We start from the raw sequence: 17,889 nt of genomic DNA, 5'->3' as shown, positions 1-17,889 counted from the left end.
GTCGGTGCTCCCCGGCGCCGCAGCGCGACGCGAATGAACCGGCGCCTCACGTCAGCCCTTCGTCGCGATCGGGATGTAGATCTCGCCCCCGCCCTGCTTGAACTCGGCCGACTTGTCAGCCATGCCCTTGGCCGCGAATTCACGCACCTCCTGGGTGATCTTCATCGAGCAGAACTTCGGCCCGCACATCGAGCAGAAATGGGCCACCTTGGCCGAGTCCTTCGGCAGCGTCTCGTCGTGGAAGTCCTTGGCCGTCTCCGGGTCGAGCGACAGGTTGAACTGGTCCATCCAGCGGAACTCGAAGCGCGCCTTCGACAGCGCATCGTCGTGCGCCCGCGCGCCCGGGTGGCCCTTTGCCACGTCGGCCGCATGCGCGGCGATCTTGTAGGCGATGAGGCCCTGCTTCACGTCGTCGCGGTCGGGCAGGCCCAGGTGCTCCTTCGGCGTCACGTAGCAGAGCATCGCGGTGCCGAACCAGCCGATCATCGCGGCGCCGATCGCCGAGGCGATGTGGTCGTAGCCCGGCGCGATGTCGATGGTCAGCGGCCCGAGCGTGTAGAAGGGCGCCTCGTGGCAGTGCTTGAGCTGCTCTTCCATGTTGGCCTGGATCATGTGCATCGGCACGTGGCCCGGGCCTTCGATCATGGTCTGCACGTCATGCTTCCACGCGATCTGCGTGAGCTCGCCCAGCGTGCGCAGCTCGGCGAACTGGGCCTCGTCGTTCGCGTCGGCACCGGAGCCGGGGCGCAGGCCGTCGCCGAGCGAGAAGCTCACGTCATAGGCCTTCATGATTTCGCAGATCTCTTCGAAGTGCGTGTACAGGAAGCTTTCCTGGTGGTGGGCGATGCACCACTTGGCCATGATGGAGCCGCCGCGCGAGACGATGCCGGTGCGGCGGTTGGCCGTGAGATGGATGAACGGCAGCCGCACGCCGGCGTGGATGGTGAAGTAGTCCACGCCCTGCTCGGCCTGCTCGATCAGCGTGTCGCGGTAGATGGCCCAGGTGAGGTCCTCGGCCACGCCGCCCACCTTTTCGAGCGCCTGGTAGATCGGCACGGTGCCGATGGGCACCGGCGAGTTGCGGATGATCCAGTCGCGGGTGGTGTGGATGTTCTTGCCGGTGGAAAGGTCCATCACGTTGTCGGCGCCCCAGCGGATCGCCCACACCAGCTTTTCCACCTCTTCCTCGATGCTCGAGGTCACCGCCGAGTTGCCGATGTTGGCATTGACCTTGACCCTGAAGTTGCGGCCGATGGCCATCGGCTCCACTTCAGGATGGTTGATGTTGGCCGGGATGATGGCGCGCCCGCGGGCCACCTCGTCGCGCACGAATTCGGGGGTGATGAGCTCGGGGATGCGCGCGCCCATCGCGTTGCCTTTCAGGCGCGCCTCGCGCTCGGCATCGGCCAGGTATTCGCGCATCCATTCGCGCTTGCCGTTCTCGCGGATGGCCACGTATTCCATCTCGGGCGTCACGATGCCGCGCCGCGCGTAGTGCATCTGGGTGACGTTGCCGCTGTGGTGGCCGCCGGCCCTGGCGCGGCGCGGCGTGCGCTGCAGTGCGGCGGCCTCGCGCCGCAGGGTGTCGATGCGTTCGGCTTCGCGGGCCTCGTGCTTCGCGCCGTCGTCCAGCGCCTGGCGGGTGCGGCCTTCGTACGGCTCGGTGTCGCCGCGCGCCTCGATCCAGGCGCCGCGCACGCTGGCCAGGCCGCGGCGCACGTCGATGGCGGCCTGCGGGTCGGTGTAGGGGCCCGAGGTGTCGTACAGCGACACCACCTCGCCGTTGGACAGCGTCACGTCGCGCATCGGCACGCGCAGCTGCGGGTGGGTCTGGCCGGGCACATGGACCTTGGCCGAAGCCGGGAAGGGCTCGCGGGTGAGCGGCAGGGTTTCGAACAGGGGCAGGGATTCGGGGGCGTTCATCGGGGTTCCTTTCCGTTGCAACAGGTGGCGTGCTCCGGAAAGCCCCCGGCCCCGCGTGCCTCTTTCACTTCGGGAGGCACCCCCGGCGCATGGACTGCGGCGCCGGGGCGGGATGGGTGTTCAGCTCTTCTTCCGCCGGTATTAACCGGATCAAGTTCTCGGGTTCGGCTTCGCCGTCTCAGCACAAGGTGCACCCCGGAGCGCTGCGAAGTGTAGACGCGGCCGGTGCCCGACCGCAACCCGGGAGGCGGCAGCGCGGGCCCGCTCAGCCGGCGGCCGAGGCCCGCCAGGGCGTCCCGTGGTGGTGGGTACTGTCGTCGCCGGCCAGTTGCGCGCGCACGCCGGCAAGGAAAGCATCGAAGTCGAGCGGCTTGGTCCAGTAGTCGCGCGCGCCGTGGGCGCGCGCCCGCAGCACCTCGTCTTCCATCGCGCTGGCCGAGAGCACCACGATGCGCAGCGCCCGGGTCGCAGGATCCCGCTGCAGCGTCTGCAGCACCGCGATGCCGTCCATGTCGGGCAGCTGCATGTCGAGCAGCACCAGGCCGGGACGGTGGGTGCCTGCCAGCGCAATGCCCTCGGCGCCGCTCTCGGCATGCAGCAGGCGCACCGCGGGCCAGCGCTCGAGCAGCTGCTGCACCAGCAGCAGGTTGACCGGGTTGTCCTCGATGTAGAGCACCACGCCTTCCGGCTCGGCCTGGCTCGCGGGAGCAGCGTCCAGCGCGGCGAGCTGCAGGGCGGGTTCATCGGCCAGGCGCAGCAGCACGCTGGCGCGGGTGCCGCGGCCCGGGGCGCTGTCGATCTCGAGGCGGCCTTGCATCAGCTCGACCAGCTGGCGCGTGAGCACCAGCCCGAGGCCGGTGCCTTCGACCTGGCCGTGTTCGCGGCCCAGCCGGTTGAAGGGCTCGAACAGGTGTTCGGCCTGTTCGGGCGTGATGCCCGGCCCGTCGTCGCAGACGTCGATGCGCATCCAGTCCGGGCCTTCCACCGCGGCAGCGAGCCACACCCTGCCGCCCGGCCGGTTGTACTTGACCGCGTTGCTCAGCAGGTTGAGCAGGGCCTGGCGCAGCCGCAGCGCATCGGCACGCACCGCACGCAGGGGCAGACCTCGATAGTCGGCCCGCAGCTGCACGCCGCGGCGCAAGGCCAGCGGCCCGCACAGGGCCATCGCCTTGTCGAGCTGTTCCTCGAGCGACACCGGTCGCAGGTCGAGGTGCAGCTGCCCGGCCTCGATGCGGGACACGTCGAGCACGTCGTCCACCAGCGCGAGCAGGTGGCGGCCGGCATCGAGGACCAGCGAGGTGCGCTCCTGCAGCCTTTCGCCGGACCCCTTGGCGGCGTCGTCATGCATGAGCTGCGCGAAGCCGAGCATGGCGTTCAGCGGCGTGCGCAGCTCGTGGCTCATGCGGGAAAGGAACTCGGTCTTGGCGCGGCTGGCGGCTTCGGCCGCGAGACGCGCCTGCTCGGCGCGTTCGGCGGCACGGGCCTCGGTGACGTCGACGCCCAGCGCCAGCAGGCAGTCATGGCCCTCGAAGGTGATGCGTTCCCAGTTGAGAACGAAATCGCGCCACTCGCCACGGCGCGAACGCAGCGGCACCTGAAAGCCGCGCACCGAGCCTTGCTGCTCGACCAGGGCATACAGGAGCAGCCGGTCGGCCTCGGCCAGGCCGATGCCGAGTTCGGCGAAGCTGCGGCCCACCATCTCGTCGGCGCGGTAGCCGTAGTAGTCGCAGGCGGCGGCATTGACCCGCAGCACGCGTCGATCGCCGGCCCGCAGGATGGTCGCGGCCACCGGCGCCGCCTCGAACACCTGGCGGAAGCTTTCGAAACCCAGCCTCGCCTCGTGCTCCGCGGCGGCATGCGCGGCCTGCAGGTCGAACCGGTCGAGGGTGAACGACAGGTCGTTCACCATGTCGTCGAGCAGCGCCACGATCTGCGCGTCGAAGAACTGCGGCTGGTCCATGTAGACGGTGAGCACCGCCTCGACCCGGCCGCCGCGGCGGATCGGCAGCGAGGCCTGGCACCGCACGCCGGTGCGGCGGATGCGGTCGCGCCACGGGCTCACGCGCGCATCGGCCAGCAGGTCGTTGCAGACCTGGTGGCTGCCCTCGCGCATGGCGGTGGCGGCCGGGCCCTGCGAATAGGGCGAGGCCGGGTCGAGGTCGATGCGGATGCCCGCCAGCAGGTCGTCGATGGGGCCGGCCGACGCCACCACGCGCAGCTGCCCGGCTTCGGCCATGCCCACGTAGGCCATGCCGGCCTGGCCGGTTTCGACGCAGATGCGGCAGATCTCGCGATACAGGCTCGGCACGTCGTGCAGCCGCACGATGGCCTGGCTGGTGCGTGACAGGGCCTGGTAGAAGCTCGCCATGCGCAGCGCCTGGCGCTGCGATGCCGCGATCGCCTGGCGCCGGCGCAGCAGGCTCACGATGAGCAGCATCACGCCGAAGGCGATGAGCAGCGGCCATGCGTAGTGGCGCATCACCACCAGGTCGGCGCCGCCGGCCACCATGGCCAGCGCCAGCGCCGGCACCGTGCCCAGGCTGGCGGTCAGCCACCACAGGCCGGTGCCGGGCTCGCGACGCGCGGCCACTGCGCTCATCACGCAGTAGGCGAGCGTCACGCCAAGCAGCGGCAGGCTGGCCAGCGGGCGCTGCAGGTGCAGCCCCAGCGACGCAGCCGCGGCCTGTGCCAGCAGGGGCAGTGCCAGCAGCAGGACCGGCCACCGGCGCGCGCGGTCGATGCGCAGGTAGCGGGTGAGGCCCAGCGCCAGGCAGACGTGGATGGCGGCGCTGGCCACGACGTAGTGCCGGTTGGCCTCGGCGCCGGACGGCATGAGGCGCTCGTCGAACAGCGCTACCACCGCATAGAGACCGAACGCTGCCACCAGCCACGGCACGCCGGGGTCGCGGTCACGGATCCAGATCACCGCCAGCATGAGGGCGATGAGCGCCAGCGTGAAGGCCGCAACGTCGGTACCGGCAAGCGGCTGGGCACTGAAGTCGGGCATGGCGCGGCAGTCTATCGGTCGGCCCGGGGCGGGCAAAGCGGTGCAAACACCGCTTCTGCCGGCGTCAGTAGCCGCGGTGGCGATCCACCAGGTGGGCAATGGCCGTTCCAGCCCGAGCGGCACGGACGTTCGCCGCCGCCACCCGCGCGGCGCTGCGCGGGTCGGTCTGTGCCGCGGCATGCGGCAGCACGGTGACCCGCGGGTGCCGCCAGAACGGGTGTTCCGCCGGCAGCGGCTCGGAGCGGAACACGTCGAGCACAGCATGCTGCAGCCGGCCGCTGTCGAGCGCGGCCAGCAGGTCGGCTTCGACCACGTGCGCGCCGCGCGCGAGGTTGACCAGGCGGCTGGCGGGCTTCATGCGCTCGAAGGTTTCGGCCCGGAACAGGTCGCGGGTGAGGGGCGTGAGCGGCAGCAGGTTGACCACGATGTCGGCCGCGGCGAGCACGTTCTGCAGTGAAGCCTCGCCGGCATGGGTGGACACGCCCTCGAGCCGGGCCGGCCGCGTGCTCCACCCGTGCACCCGGTAGCCCTGTGCAGCCAGCCGCAGCGCGGTGGCGCGGCCCATCTCGCCCAGGCCGAGCACGGCCACGGTGGCTTCGTCGGCCCGCTGCTGCCCATGAGGCGACCAGTGTGCCTCGCGCTGCAGCGCTGCATAGCGGAAGTAGCCGCGGTGCAGCGAGAGCACCGCCCACAGCGCGGTCTCCGCCATGGCCGCATTCATGGCCGGGTCGACCATGCGGGCGATCGGCACGCCGTGCGGCACGGTCGTGTCGGCCAGCAGCCTGTCGACGCCCGCCCACAGCGACTGGATCAGCCTGAGCCCCGGCAGCCCCTGCAGCGCACCGGCCGGCGGGTTGGCCACGATGGCGATGTCGATGTCCGGCGCCGGGCCTTCGGCAGCCGTGGTCACGATGCGCTCGCCGGGCAGCTCGGCCCGCAGCGCGCGGAGCCACGCCTCTTGCTCGTGTTCGTCGAAGCGGGCGGCGAGCAGGGCGGTCATGAGGGCCGTGCTGCGTCGAGCAGGCGCTGCAGGGCCTGCTCGACCGTCTGCCGGCGCACCGCGGCGCGATCGCCGTGCAGCTGAAGCCGCCGGGCCTCGGTGGGTTGCCCCTTGGTGGTGATGGCGAGCCACACGGTGCCCACCGGCTTGTCCGGCGAGCCGCCGGTGGGCCCGGCAATGCCGGTCACCGCCACCGCCAGGTCGGCATGCGAGCGGGCCAGCGCGCCTTCGGCCATGGCCAGCACGACCGCGCGGCTCACCGCGCCGTGCGCCGCGATGGTGGCAGCCGGCACGCCCAGCAGCTCGGTCTTGGCCTCGTTGCTGTAGGTCACGAAGCCGCGCTCGAACCAGTCGCTCGAGCCGGACACGGCGGTGCAGGCCGCGGCGATGAGGCCGCCGGTGCAGCTTTCGGCGGCGGCGAGCTTCCAGCCGCGCGCGCGCAGCGCGTCGGCGAGCGAGAGCACCTCCGCTTCGAGTTCGCTCATGCTGTCGAGCATCGGGGTTTCCTCCTCAAGCCAGGCGCTGCCACAGCGCCATGACCAGCAGCGCGCACAGCGCCGCGACCAGGTCGTCGAACAGGATGCCGAAACCCTGGCTCCAGCTGATGCCGGGGCGGCGCGAGCGCTTGAACAACCGGTCGGCCCAGGCCACCGGCCCCGGCTTGGCGGCATCGAAGAAGCGGAACAGCACGAAGGCGGCGACCTGCGGCAGCAGCATCTCGTGCAGCACCACGCTCCAGCCGGCGTCGAGCTGTGCTCCCGAGGGCGTGACCAGCAGCAGCATGGCCCAGAACGCGAGGATCTCGTCCCACACGATGGAGCCGGGGTCGGCCACCGCCATGTGCTGCGCGGTGCGGGTGCAGGCCCACCAGCCCACCGGCAGGCCGGCGGCTAGCAGCAGGGCCCATTGCAGGTCGCCGAGGGCCACGTCGAGCACCACGAAGCTCAGCCAGGCCCACAGCGTGCCGATGGTGCCGGGCGCCTTGGGGCTCAGGCCGCTGCCGAAGCCGAGGGCCAGCAGGTGCGCCGGGTGCTTCAGCATGAAGCGCACGGTCGGCTTGTAGATCGGTGCCGCGGGCATGGCGGTGGCGCTCACGTCGCGTTCCTCAGGTGCGGAAGTGGTCAAACGAGCTCCAGATGTTGTCCACCGGCTGGCCGCGATGGCTGAGCAGCTGGAGGTCGCGGCGCGCGTCGATGCGGCCGATGCAGGCCACGCCGGTACCTGCCTGCCGGCCGGCTTCGAGCACCTGCTGGTGCGCCGCCGCGGGCGCGGTGAACACGAGTTCGTAGTCGTCGCCGCCGGCCAGCGTGCACTCGCGCTGCACGGCCAGCGGCTGGGCCGCGAGCACGGGGCTGCGCGGCACCGCATCGACGTCGATCGCCGCACCCACTCCCGAGCGTCGCAGCAGGTGGGACAGGTCGCCCAGCAGCCCATCGGACACGTCCACCGCCGCGCTGGCCACGCCGCGCAGCGCGAGGCCCAGCGCCACGCGCGGCTGCGGCAGCTCCATCGCGCGGCGCACCTGTTCAAAAGCCGCGCCGTCGAGCGCAATGCGCCCGCGGAACACCTCGAGCGCCAGCCGCGCGTCGCCCACGCCGCCCTCGGCCGGGTAGCTCACCCAGACCTCGTCGCCCGGCCGTGCGCCGCTGCGCAGCAGCGCGCCGCCGGCCGGCGTTTCGCCGAACACGGTGATGCAGACATTGAGCGGGCCGGCGGTCGTGTCGCCGCCCACGAGCTCGCAGCCGTGGGCATCGGCCAGGGCGTGCAGTCCGCGCGAGAAGCCTTCGAGCCAGTCGGCATCGGCGCGCGGCATCGACAGGGCCAACGTGTAGGCCACCGGCCGTGCGCCGCACGCGGCGAGGTCGCTCAGGTTGACCGCCAGGGCCTTGTGCCCCAGGCGCTCGGGCGCCACCGTGGACAGGAAGTGCCGGCCCTCGACCAGCATGTCGCACGAGATCGCCAGTTGCATGCCGGGCCTTGGCGCCAGCAGCGCGCAGTCGTCGCCCGGCCCCATCACCGCATTGGGGGTGGGGCGGCGGAAGTAGCGCTCGATCAGTTCGAATTCGCCGAGGGATGCAGCACTCATGGCGGCCATTGTGGCGCGATCGCCGGCGGTGTCGCGTTGTCCTGCGGCTACCATGGCGGGCTTCCGTTTCGGGCCCTGCACATGCACCGACACCCACGACCCGCCCTGTGGCTGGCCTCGAGCCTGCTCGCCGCCGCCGCGGCCACCAACCCGGCCCGCGCGCAGGACGTCGACTCGATGAACGAGCGCCGCGACGACGACGGCAAGGCCGTCTGGTCGCTGGGCCTGGGCGTGGTGGCGATGCGCCTGCCCGACTACCGCGGCTCCGACGAGAGCCGCAACCGCGTGCTGCCGTTCCCGGCGTTCTTCTACCGCGGCCCGCGGGTGCAGGCCACGCGCGAGGGCATCCGTGCCGAGCTGTTCGAGGGCAGCCGCTTCGAGCTCGACTTGAGCCTCGCCGGCAGCCTGCCGGTGCGCAGCGAAGGCAACCGCGCGCGCGCAGGCATGCCCGACCTCGATCCGACGGTGGAGTTCGGCCCGTCGCTCAATGCCTGGCTGTGGCGCAGCGAAGCGGGCGACAGCGAGCTCAGCCTGCGCATGCCGTTGCGCGCGGCGATGAACGTCGACCGCGACGGCCTGCACATGCGCGGCTGGCAGTTCGGGCCGCGGCTGCAATGGCGCACGCGCTCGCTGCCCGGGCTCGAGGGCTGGCGCATCGGCGTGTCGGGCGGGCCGCTGTGGGGGTCGCGCCGCTGGCATGCCTACTTCTATGAGGTGGCGCCGCAATACGCGCGCACCGACCGGCCGGCCTACGAAGCGCACGGCGGCTACGCAGGGCTGCAAGCCACGCTGTCGGCCTCGCGCAGCTTCGGGCCGTGGAGCGTGTTCGGCTTCGTGCGCGCCGACAGCCTGTCGGGCGCGGCCTTCGAGGACAGCCCGCTGGTGAAGCAGCGCAGCAACACCGCGGTCGGCTTCGGTGTGAGCCGCAGCTTCTGGGGGTCGTCGGACGCGAGGCCCTAGGTGAGCCCGCGCAGCAGGTTGGCCAGCTCCACCGCGGAGCGCACGTCCATCTTCTCGAACACGCGGGCGCGGTGGACCTCGACGGTGCGCACGCTGATGTTCAGCTCGTCGGCGATGAGCTTGTTGGGCCGGCCCTCGATGACCAGGCGCATCACGTCGCGCTCGCGGTCGGTGAGCTCGGACAGCCGCTGGCGCACCGCGTCCTGCTGGCGCTGCGCCAGCAGGACCTCGGCGCTGCGCGCCAGTGCCTGCTCGACCCGGTCGACCAGCGCGTTGTCGGAGAACGGCTTCTCGAAGAAGTCGAACGCGCCGCGCTTGACCGCGGCCACCGCGGTGGGCACGTCGCCGTGGCCGGTGAGGAAGATCACCGGCATCAGGTCGACCAGCTTGCGCTCGATGAGCCGCTCGAAGAACTGGATGCCGCTCATGCCGGGCATGCGCACGTCGAGCAGCAGGCAGCACGGGGCGTTGGGCTTGAACAGGCGCGCGCCTGCCGGGCCGGTGCTGCGCGACTCGAGCATGGCCTCGAACGCCTCGGCCGACGCATAACCCTCGGACAGCAGGCGGCGCGAGCGCAGCAGCCAGGCCAGCGCGTCGCGCACGACGTCCTCGTCGTCGACGAGGTAGACGGTGGGCAGACCGAGGGAAGCGGAGGTGCTCATCGCATCAGGGCCTAAGGTGGTGGTGGAGCTTCGGTCGCGGCGCTCGGGGCGGCGGCGCCGGCCGGGTCGTCGGCCGGTGACAGGGCCGCCGGTAGGGTAAACCGAAACTCGGTGCCCGCGACCTGCCCGCCCGCGCCGGCGAGGCTCTCGAACACCAGCGCGCCGCCGTGCTGCTCGATCACGGTGCGGCACAGGCTCAGGCCCAGGCCCATGCCTTCCGACTTGGTGGTGAAGAACGGCGTGAACAGCCGCTGTGCCACCTCCTGCGGAATGCCGGGTCCGCGGTCGCGCACCGCAATGCTGACCCAGCGCGACTCATGACCCGAAGCGGCCACCGCCCGCACCTGCAGCGTCAGCACCCGGTCTTCGAGCGGCGTGGCCACTTCCATCGCCTGGATGGCGTTGCGGGTGAGGTTGAGCAGCACCTGCTCGACCATCGTGCGGTCGCAGGTCACGCGCGGGACCGGCTGCGGCAGGTCGAGCTCGATGCGGGTGCCGCTCTTGCGGGCCTGCAGGCGCACCAGCGGCAGCACCGCGTCGATCAGGTGGTCGGCTCGCAGCGACTCGCGCAGCTGTTCGCGCCGCCGCACGAAGTTGTGCACGCTCTTGATGACGCGCCCGGCACGCTCGGCCTGCTCGGCGATGCGGCCGGTGGCCTGCCGGATCAGGGCCAGGGTCTCGTCCGCTGGGCTGGTCGGGATCAGGTTCAGCGTGCCTGTGGCATAGCTCGCGATGGCTGCGAGCGGCTGGTTCAGTTCGTGGCTCAGCAGCGAGGCCATTTCGCCCACCGTGGCCAGCCTCGCGGTGGCCTGCAGCTTTTCCTGCTGCTGGCGCGACAGCTCTTCGGCGCGGCGCTGCGCGCGGATGTCGAGCGCAGCGCTCATCCAGCCGCTCTGCCTGCCGTCGGCGTCCACCAGCGGCGCCTCGTAGATCATCACCGGGAACCGTTCGCCGTTGCGGTGCATGAAGACGGTTTCGAAGCCTTCGCGCGGCGGCGCGTTGCCCGACAGGCGCACCCGCTGGCGGCGGGTGTATTCATCCACCATCTCGGGCGGCCAGTAGGGCGGGATGGTGCTGCCCAGCAGCTCCCTGGAAGAAAACCCCACCATCTCGCAGAACGCCGGGTTCACGTACGTGATGCGGCCCTGCAGGTCGCGCGCGCGCAGGCCGGCCACCAGCGAGTCTTCCATGGCACGGCGCAGTGCGAGTGCCTCGGCCAGCCGGCGTTCGGCGGCGGCGCGCTTGCGCACGTCGCGCACCAGCAGCCACACCAGTCCCGACAGCGCCAGCGACAGGCCGAGCACCAGCGCGGTGGCGAGGTTGGGAATGAGCCGAGGGCCGCCGGTGGCGCTGTCGACCCGAAGCGCCAGCGTGAGGCCGGGCAGGTCGACCAGGCGCTCGGCCACGTACACGCCCGCCCCGCGCGGCAGCCCGGCTCGCGCGAGCCGGGTGCCGTCGCCCTCGACGAACGAGATCTCGTGCGTGCGGGTGAAGCTGGGGTTGGTCATGTGCTCGAGCGCCACGCCGAGCGAGATGGTCGCGATCATGGTGCCGCCCGGGGCGCCGTTGTGCAGCACAGGCAGGCACACGTCGGTGACTTCCATGCCCAGCCCGCCCGGCAGCGGCACGAAGTAGCTGCGCGAGAACGTCGGCCCCGCCAGGCGCCGCGCGCCGGTGCAGGCGACCTCGGCTTCGAGGTCGAGGTCCTCGCGCGAGATCGTCGAGAACAGCGGCGGGTGGTAGGGCGAATCGACCGCCTCCTGGATCGCGAAGCGCATGTCGCGCCGCTCCAGCCGCATGAGTTCGCGGCGGTTGCGCATCAGCGTGGAGGCGTCTTCGCGCCACTGCGGCAGCGAGGGGTCGTTCCACAGCAGCGCCTGCAGGCTCTGCACGTCGCCGGCCAGCGCCTGGCGCACGTCGGCAGCCGCATTGGCCGCCACCAGTTCGACCTCTTCCTGGGCTCGGGTCTGTTCGTAGTTGGCCGTCAGCCACAGCAGCAGGACCTGGGCGACCAGCAGCAGCGCCACCAGCAGCACCCATGGCCAGGTGCGCCGCCAGCGACGCCAGCGCACCGCGGCCGGCCGCGGCTCCGCCGGGGGGGCGGGGGGCGGTGGAGGGGGCAACAGGGGCTCGGTGGACAAGGCGGTGCTCGCGCGGCGTGCGTCACGCCCTGGAGCCAGTATTGCGGACCGCTGCACAAAACAGATACGCAATTTCGCGCATGGCTGGCCAGGCCGGCTTGCGAAACACTGCGGTCCGGCCCAGCAGGGGGAGCGCGCCGACCGGGTGTGCCGGCCATGCATGGCGTGATGCCGAAACGGCTGTCAATGAGCTGTCCTGGCGCCCGGGCGCCTTCCTACAATGGTTCTCCCCGCTTGACGGGGCGGCTCCTGCCGGCGCCAAGTAGAGCGCGGCCCACAACAGACACGAGACATTTGCGATGCCCACTCCTGAAGAAAAACGCGCAGAACTGCGCCGTGCCGCCCTCGAATATCACGAGTTCCCCACGCCCGGCAAGGTGGCCATCGCGCCGACCAAGCAGCTCATCAACCAGCGCGACCTGGCCCTGGCCTACTCGCCCGGCGTGGCGGCGGCCTGCGAAGAGATCGTGGCCGACCCGGCGAACGCCTTCCGCTACACCTCGCGCGGCAACCTCGTCGCGGTGGTGACCAACGGCACCGCGGTGCTCGGCCTGGGCGACATCGGCCCGCTGGCCTCGAAGCCGGTGATGGAAGGCAAGGGCGTGCTGTTCAAGAAGTTCGCCGGCATCGACGTGTTCGACATCGAGGTCAACGAGAAGGACAACCTCGACAAGCTGGTGGACATCATCGCCGCGCTCGAGCCCACCTTCGGCGGCATCAACCTCGAGGACATCAAGGCGCCGGACTGCTTCTACGTGGAGCGCAAGCTGCGCGAGCGCATGAAGATCCCGGTCTTCCACGACGACCAGCACGGCACGGCCATCGTCGTCGGCTCGGCCATCATCAACGGCCTCAAGGTGGTGGGCAAGGACCTGAAGAAGGTCAAGCTGGTCACCTCCGGCGCGGGCGCCGCGGCGCTGGCCTGCCTGAACCTGCTGGTGAAGCTCGGCATCCCGCGCGAGAACATCTGGGCAACCGACCTCGCCGGCGTGGTCTACAAGGGCCGCACAGAGCTGATGGATCCCGACAAGGCGGAGTTCGCGCAGGAGACCTCGCTGCGCACCCTGGCCGAGGTGATCGAAGGTGCGGACATCTTCCTGGGCCTGTCCGCTGCCGGCGTGCTCAAGAAGGACATGGTCGCCAGGATGGCCAAGAACCCGCTGATCCTGGCGCTGGCCAATCCCAACCCGGAGATCACGCCCGAAGAAGTGAAGACGGTGCGCGACGACGCCATCATGGCCACCGGTCGCACCGACTACCCGAACCAGGTCAACAACGTCCTGTGCTTCCCGTACATCTTCCGCGGCGCGCTCGACTCGGGCGCCACCACGATCACCGACGAGATGGAGATCGCCGCGGTGCATGCGATCGCCGAGCTGGCGCAGGCCGAGCAGAGCGAAGTGGTGGCGGCTGCCTATGCCGGCGCGACGCTGAGCTTCGGGCCCGAATACCTGATCCCGAAGCCGTTCGATCCGCGGCTGATGATCAAGATCGCGCCGGCGGTGGCCCAGGCCGCCGCCGACTCCGGCGTGGCGCTGCGTCCCATCGCCGACCTCGACGCCTACCGCGAGAAGCTGCAGACCTTCGTCTATGCCTCGGGCACGACGATGAAGCCCATCTTTGCCGTCGCCAAGCGCGCCGCCAACAAGCGGGTCGCGTACTGCGAAGGCGAAGAGGAGCGCGTGCTGCGTGCGGTGCAGGTGGTGGTCGACGAGAACCTGGCCCGCCCGACGCTCATCGGCCGGCCTGCCGTGATCGCCCAGCGCTGCGAACGCTTCGGCCTGCGGCTGCAGGCCGGCCGCGACTACGAGGTGGTCAACACCGAATACGACGAGCGCTACCGCGACTACTGGCAGACCTACCACCGCATGACCGCGCGCAAGGGCGTCACCGCCCAGCTCGCCAAGATCGAGATGCGGCGCCGCCTCACGCTGATCGGCGCGATGCTGCTGCACAAGGGCGAGGTGGACGGCATGCTGTGCGGCACCTGGGGCACCACCGCGATGCACCTGCCCTACATCGACCAGGTCATCGGCCGCCGGGCCGGCGTCAACACCTACGCCTGCATGAACGGGCTGATCCTGCCCGGTCGCCAGGTCATGCTGGTGGACACCCACGTCAACTACGACCCGAGCGCCGAGCAGATCGCCGAGATCACCGTGATGGCGGCCGAGGAGATGAAGCGGTTCGGCCTGCGCCCGAAGGCGGCCCTGCTGTCGCATTCGAACTTCGGCTCCAGCAACCAGCCGTCGGCCGTGAAGATGCGCGAGGCGCTGGCGCTCGTGCAGCGCCTGGCTCCCTGGCTCGAGGTGGACGGCGAGATGCACGGCGACGCCGCGATCGACGCTTCCTACCGCAGCGAGCTCATGCCCAACAGCACGCTGTCGGGCGAAGCCAATCTGCTGGTGCTGCCGAACATCGACGCCGCGAACATCAGCTACAACCTGCTGAAGCAGGCCGCCGGCGGCGGCATCGCCATCGGCCCGGTGCTGCTGGGCGCAGCAAAGCCGGTGCACATCCTCACGCCGTCGGCCACCGTGCGCCGCATCGTCAACATGACGGCCCTGACCGTGGCCGACGCCAACGCGGCGCGCTGACACGGGGCGGTAACAAGCACGGCGATGCGCCAAAAACGGGCCGGTGGGCGACCACCGGCCCGTTTTGCATTGCACGATGACGGCGGCCCCGTGACGGAGGGACGCAAGCCCCGGCAGAGCCTTCGATGCGATGGAAGTGTGCGATCGCAAACTTGGGGCAAAAGCCCGACATTGCTGCCGCAAATTGTGGCAAACCCTTGAGCTTCCCGCCCCATTTCGATACCATGTCGGGCTTCAGGATTCAGGGAAAACCCCGTGCTGTTCTTTGGTCGGCCACCGTCGTGGCAGTCACTCCGGTCGTTCGGAGGACTCGTCGCCCTGGCGGGAAGCCTGGCACTGGCGCCGGTCGGCGCTTCGGCCAAGGAAGCTGCCCAGACAACGGACACGACGGTTTCGCTGCAGACACTGCCCCCCGAAGCGCAGGCGACACATCGGTTGATCCATGCCGGCGGTCCGTTCCCTCACGCAAAGGACGGGTCCGTGTTCGGCAACCGCGAACGCCTGCTCCCACGGAACCGTCGCGGTTACTACCGCGAGTACACGGTCAAGACGCCGGGGGCCAGGAACCGGGGTGCCCGGCGCATCGTCTGTGGTGGGGAGCAACCCCGAGCCCCTGAAGCTTGTTACTACACCCAGGACCACTACGCGAGTTTCCTCCGCATCGCGCCCTGAGTGGTCGGAGCTTTGAACCAGGAGGATCGTGACCATCATGCTGTTGCAGACAGTCCGTCCGAACATCGTCCAGGCCATCCGCGCCTTTCGCGTGGAAGACCTGGCGCAGGCCGCCCAGGACACCGGCCAACACTTCCTCTACGCCAACCTGGGCAACGCCCAGTCCAAGCAGGAGGTGATGGAGTCCATCGCCGAGGCCTTCCTGTTTCCGCAGCACTTCGGCAAGAACCTCGATGCGCTGTACGACTGCATGACCGACCTCGTCAACAAGGCCGGCAGCCAGCCGGGCTTCGTGGTCGTGCTCGAGCAGCTGCCCGACAACGCCAAATTCGACCGCGAAGCACGCGAGCAGCTGCTCGACGTGTTCCGCGACGCGGCCGACTTCTGGGCTGAGAGGCGAATACCGTTCAGGTGTTTCTATTCTTTTCAGTAGCCCGTTCCCAGGACAATGGCCAGTGGGAACGGGCGACGGAAACGGCCCAGAACGAAGAACCGGTGGCTCCGGCAAAAACCTCCAAGAACGCCAAGCCGCAAGCGCCGAGCTTCGGCGCCAACATGCCGCTGATGAGCAGCGCGTTCGACACCGCCATGTGGCTGGCAGCCGCCTGACGGCGTCTGCCTCGGGCAACGCGCACCACGAACAGGCGACCGGCAGGTCGCCTGTTTTGCTTTCAGGCTGCAGTTGCGAGTTCGGTGGCCAACGCGACGAACTCGGCCACCGGCACTTCCTCGGCGCGCCGCTGCAGGTCGAAGCGGCCGCCGTAGCCGCGGGCCTCGAGCCATCGGCCGAGGCTGTGGCGCAGCAGCTTGCGCCGTTGTGAAAAGGCGCTCGTCACCAGCTCGCCCAGCAGTGCGGGGTCGACCGCCACGACCGCCGGCAGCGGCAGCATCCGCACGACGGCCGAGTCCACCCGGGGCGGCGGGTCGAAGGCTTCGGGCGGCACGTCGATCAGCGACTCGATGTCGTAGCGCCACTGCAGCATCACCGACAGGCGCCCGTAGTCCTTGCCGCCGGGTGCGGCCGCCATGCGGTCCACCACTTCCTTCTGCAGCATGAAGTGCTGGTCGATCACCTGCTCCACCTGTTCGAGCAGGTGGAACAGGATGGGCGTGGAAATGTTGTAAGGCAGGTTGCCCACCACACGCAGCTTCTGGCCGGACTGCTGTGCGAGCGCGGCGAAGTCCACCGTCAGCACATCGGCCTCGACGACGTTCAGCTCGGGCCGCTTGCGCAAGCGCGCGGCGAGATCGCGGTCGAGCTCCACCACCGTGAGGCGCTCGCAGCGTGCCACCAGCGGATCGGTCATTGCGCCGAGCCCCGGGCCGATCTCGACCAGCGCCTGTCCCGGTCGCGGGTCGATCGCACGCACGATCGCGTCGATCACCGCGCTGTCGGACAGGAAGTGCTGGCCGAACCGCTTGCGGGCCTGGTGCTTCACGAGTGCTGCGCCCCCTGCAGGTTCACTGCGGCGGCTCCCGCATCTCGACATAGGCGCGGGCGCGGATGTCGCGGGCCCACTCGTTGTAGGCCTCCTCGGACTTCTGCTCGCGGATCGCGTTGCGTGCCACGTCGCGTTGCTGCTTCGGATCGAGGGTGACCGAGCGCCGGTCCATCAGCTGGATCAGGTGGACGCCGAACCGCGACACCACCGGGTCGGCGATCTGTCCCGGCTGCAGGCGGTTCATCGCCTCTTCGTACTCGGGCACGAACTGGCCCGGCGACACCCAGCCCAGGTCACCGCCCTGTGCGGCACTGCCGTCGTCCGAGTTCTCTCGCGCCAGCTGCGGGAAGCTCGCCCGGCCTTCGATGATCTGCCGCTTGAAGTCGGCCAGGCGCTGGATGGCCTGTTCCTGGCTGACTTGCGGCGAGGGCCGCAGCAGGATGTGGCGGGTGCGGGTCTGGACGATGGTGAGGCCGTCGTTGGCCCGCTTCTCCACCAGCTTGAGCACGTGGAAGCCGGCGCCCGAGCGCAACACCTGCGGCACCACGTCGCCGGCGTTGAGCGAGCGCACGGCGTTGACGAACAGGTCGGGCAGGCGGTCGGCGGGCCGCAGGCCGAGCTGGCCGCCCTGCTCCTTGGAGCCGTTCGACAGCTCGCGTACCAGCGCGTCGAATGCCTCGCCGCCCTGGGCCCGCTGGAGCGCCTGTTCGGCCCGCTCCCTGGCCTGCGTGGCTTGCGCAATGCTGGCGCTCTCGGGCACGGCGATCAGGATCTGGGCGATGTTGTATTCGGCGGCCGAGGCCGCGCTGCTGCGCTGCTTGTCGAGCCAGGCGTCGATCTCGGCATCGCTCGCCTTGATGCGCCCCTGCACCTCGCGGTCGCGGATGCGCTCGAGCATCAGCTGGTCGCGCAGCGTCTGGCGAAACCGGGTGATGTCGATGCCGTCCTTGCGCAGGCGCTCGGCCAGCTCCGTCACCGACACCTTGTTGTTGGCGGCCACGCTGGCGACCGCACGGTCCAGCTCGGCTTCATCGACCCGCACGCCGTTCTCGCGCGCATAGGTGAGCTGCGCACGTTCGTCGATCAGCGCGTCGACCACCTGGCGGCGCAGTTCGTCGCGAGGGGGCAGGCGCTGGCCGGCACGTGTGGCTTCCTGCTGGATGCGCGCGAGCCGCTGCTGCACTTCGGCGTTGGTGACCAGCTCCCGGTTGACGATGGCCACGATGTAGTCGACCGTGCGGGGCGCATTGCCGGACGGCTGCTGGGCCAGCGCCGGCGCGGCGCTCGCGGCCACCAGGCCGGCCAGCAACAGGCGCTGCAACGACAGAAGGGGGCGGCGAAAGACGGAAGCTGTGGTGTGGGTCATTGGGGGACGGGTGCTCAGTGCGCGGTGCTGGCT

Annotated in this window: 14 protein-coding genes and 1 riboswitch; of the genes, 4 read left to right on the top strand and 10 right to left on the bottom strand. The window is 70.3% G+C overall.

What is annotated here, in order from left to right; all coding sequences use genetic code 11:
- Positions 1-51 precede the first annotated feature (51 nt).
- From thiC to thiL, 6 genes are all read right to left on the bottom strand, one after another.
- Positions 52-1,923, bottom strand: coding sequence for a phosphomethylpyrimidine synthase ThiC (thiC, locus tag E8D38_RS19690; RefSeq protein WP_140634674.1), 1,872 nt, complete (start codon positions 1,921-1,923; stop codon positions 52-54).
- 110 nt (positions 1,924-2,033) lie between these two features.
- Positions 2,034-2,131: riboswitch (TPP riboswitch) on the bottom strand.
- Between the two features lie 57 nt (positions 2,132-2,188).
- Complete coding sequence (locus E8D38_RS19685; RefSeq protein WP_181179273.1) at positions 2,189-4,930, bottom strand: ATP-binding protein; 2,742 nt, start codon at positions 4,928-4,930, stop codon at positions 2,189-2,191.
- Positions 4,931-4,994: 64 nt separating this feature from the next.
- A complete protein-coding gene (locus E8D38_RS19680; protein ID WP_140634670.1) occupies positions 4,995-5,930 on the bottom strand; it encodes a 2-hydroxyacid dehydrogenase in 936 nt (311 codons plus the stop codon).
- Entirely contained in the window at positions 5,927-6,427 is a 501-nt protein-coding gene (locus tag E8D38_RS19675) for a CinA family protein (protein ID WP_140634668.1), read from the bottom strand. The genes E8D38_RS19680 and E8D38_RS19675 overlap by 4 nt, the downstream gene beginning before the upstream one ends.
- 13 nt (positions 6,428-6,440) lie before the next feature.
- Positions 6,441-7,010, bottom strand: a complete 570-nt coding sequence (locus tag E8D38_RS19670; RefSeq protein ID WP_140634714.1) for a phosphatidylglycerophosphatase A family protein — start codon at positions 7,008-7,010, stop codon at positions 6,441-6,443.
- Between the two features lie 25 nt (positions 7,011-7,035).
- On the bottom strand, positions 7,036-8,016 hold the full coding sequence (gene thiL / locus E8D38_RS19665; protein WP_140634666.1) for a thiamine-phosphate kinase: 981 nt from the start codon (positions 8,014-8,016) through the stop codon (positions 7,036-7,038).
- Between the two features lie 81 nt (positions 8,017-8,097).
- On the opposite strand from thiL, the gene E8D38_RS19660 reads away from it, so the two are divergent.
- Positions 8,098-8,976 (top strand): MipA/OmpV family protein, encoded by an 879-nt coding sequence (locus E8D38_RS19660; RefSeq protein WP_140634664.1) that lies wholly within the window; start codon positions 8,098-8,100, stop codon positions 8,974-8,976.
- Here the strand turns inward: E8D38_RS19660 and E8D38_RS19655 are convergent.
- Both E8D38_RS19655 and E8D38_RS19650 read right to left on the bottom strand, forming a co-directional pair.
- Complete coding sequence (locus tag E8D38_RS19655) at positions 8,973-9,638, bottom strand: response regulator transcription factor (RefSeq protein ID WP_140634662.1); 666 nt, start codon at positions 9,636-9,638, stop codon at positions 8,973-8,975. The two genes, E8D38_RS19660 and E8D38_RS19655, sit on opposite strands and share 4 nt — an antisense overlap.
- A gap of 11 nt (positions 9,639-9,649) precedes the next feature.
- A complete protein-coding gene (locus tag E8D38_RS19650; protein ID WP_425462799.1) occupies positions 9,650-11,761 on the bottom strand; it encodes a sensor histidine kinase in 2,112 nt (703 codons plus the stop codon).
- A gap of 317 nt (positions 11,762-12,078) precedes the next feature.
- On the opposite strand from E8D38_RS19650, the gene E8D38_RS19645 reads away from it, so the two are divergent.
- The 3 genes from E8D38_RS19645 (at position 12,079) to E8D38_RS19635 (ending at position 15,481) form a co-directional block, all read left to right on the top strand.
- Positions 12,079-14,376 carry an NADP-dependent malic enzyme gene (locus tag E8D38_RS19645; protein ID WP_140634658.1) on the top strand — a complete coding sequence of 766 codons (2,298 nt, stop codon included), beginning with the start codon at positions 12,079-12,081 and terminating at the stop codon, positions 14,374-14,376.
- A 336-nt stretch (positions 14,377-14,712) separates the two neighbouring features.
- Positions 14,713-15,048, top strand: coding sequence for a guanyl-specific ribonuclease (locus tag E8D38_RS19640; protein ID WP_425462798.1), 336 nt, complete (start codon positions 14,713-14,715; stop codon positions 15,046-15,048).
- A gap of 37 nt (positions 15,049-15,085) precedes the next feature.
- Positions 15,086-15,481: a barstar family protein gene (locus E8D38_RS19635; protein WP_140634656.1), complete on the top strand. Its 396-nt coding sequence runs from the start codon at positions 15,086-15,088 to the stop codon at positions 15,479-15,481.
- 238 nt (positions 15,482-15,719) lie between these two features.
- Here E8D38_RS19635 and rsmA read toward each other — a convergent pair whose 3' ends face one another.
- Entirely contained in the window at positions 15,720-16,487 is a 768-nt protein-coding gene (gene rsmA / locus E8D38_RS19630; RefSeq protein ID WP_140634654.1) for a 16S rRNA (adenine(1518)-N(6)/adenine(1519)-N(6))-dimethyltransferase RsmA, read from the bottom strand.
- Positions 16,488-16,509: 22 nt separating this feature from the next.
- Positions 16,510-17,856 (bottom strand): peptidylprolyl isomerase, encoded by a 1,347-nt coding sequence (locus E8D38_RS19625; protein ID WP_140634652.1) that lies wholly within the window; start codon positions 17,854-17,856, stop codon positions 16,510-16,512.
- Positions 17,857-17,889 lie beyond the last annotated feature (33 nt).

Origin of the sequence: Methylibium rhizosphaerae (genome assembly GCF_006386545.1) — a bacterium.
Taxonomy (GTDB): Bacteria; Pseudomonadota; Gammaproteobacteria; order Burkholderiales; family Burkholderiaceae_C; genus Pseudorivibacter; species Pseudorivibacter rhizosphaerae.
This window is presented reverse-complemented; position numbering and strand designations above follow the sequence as displayed.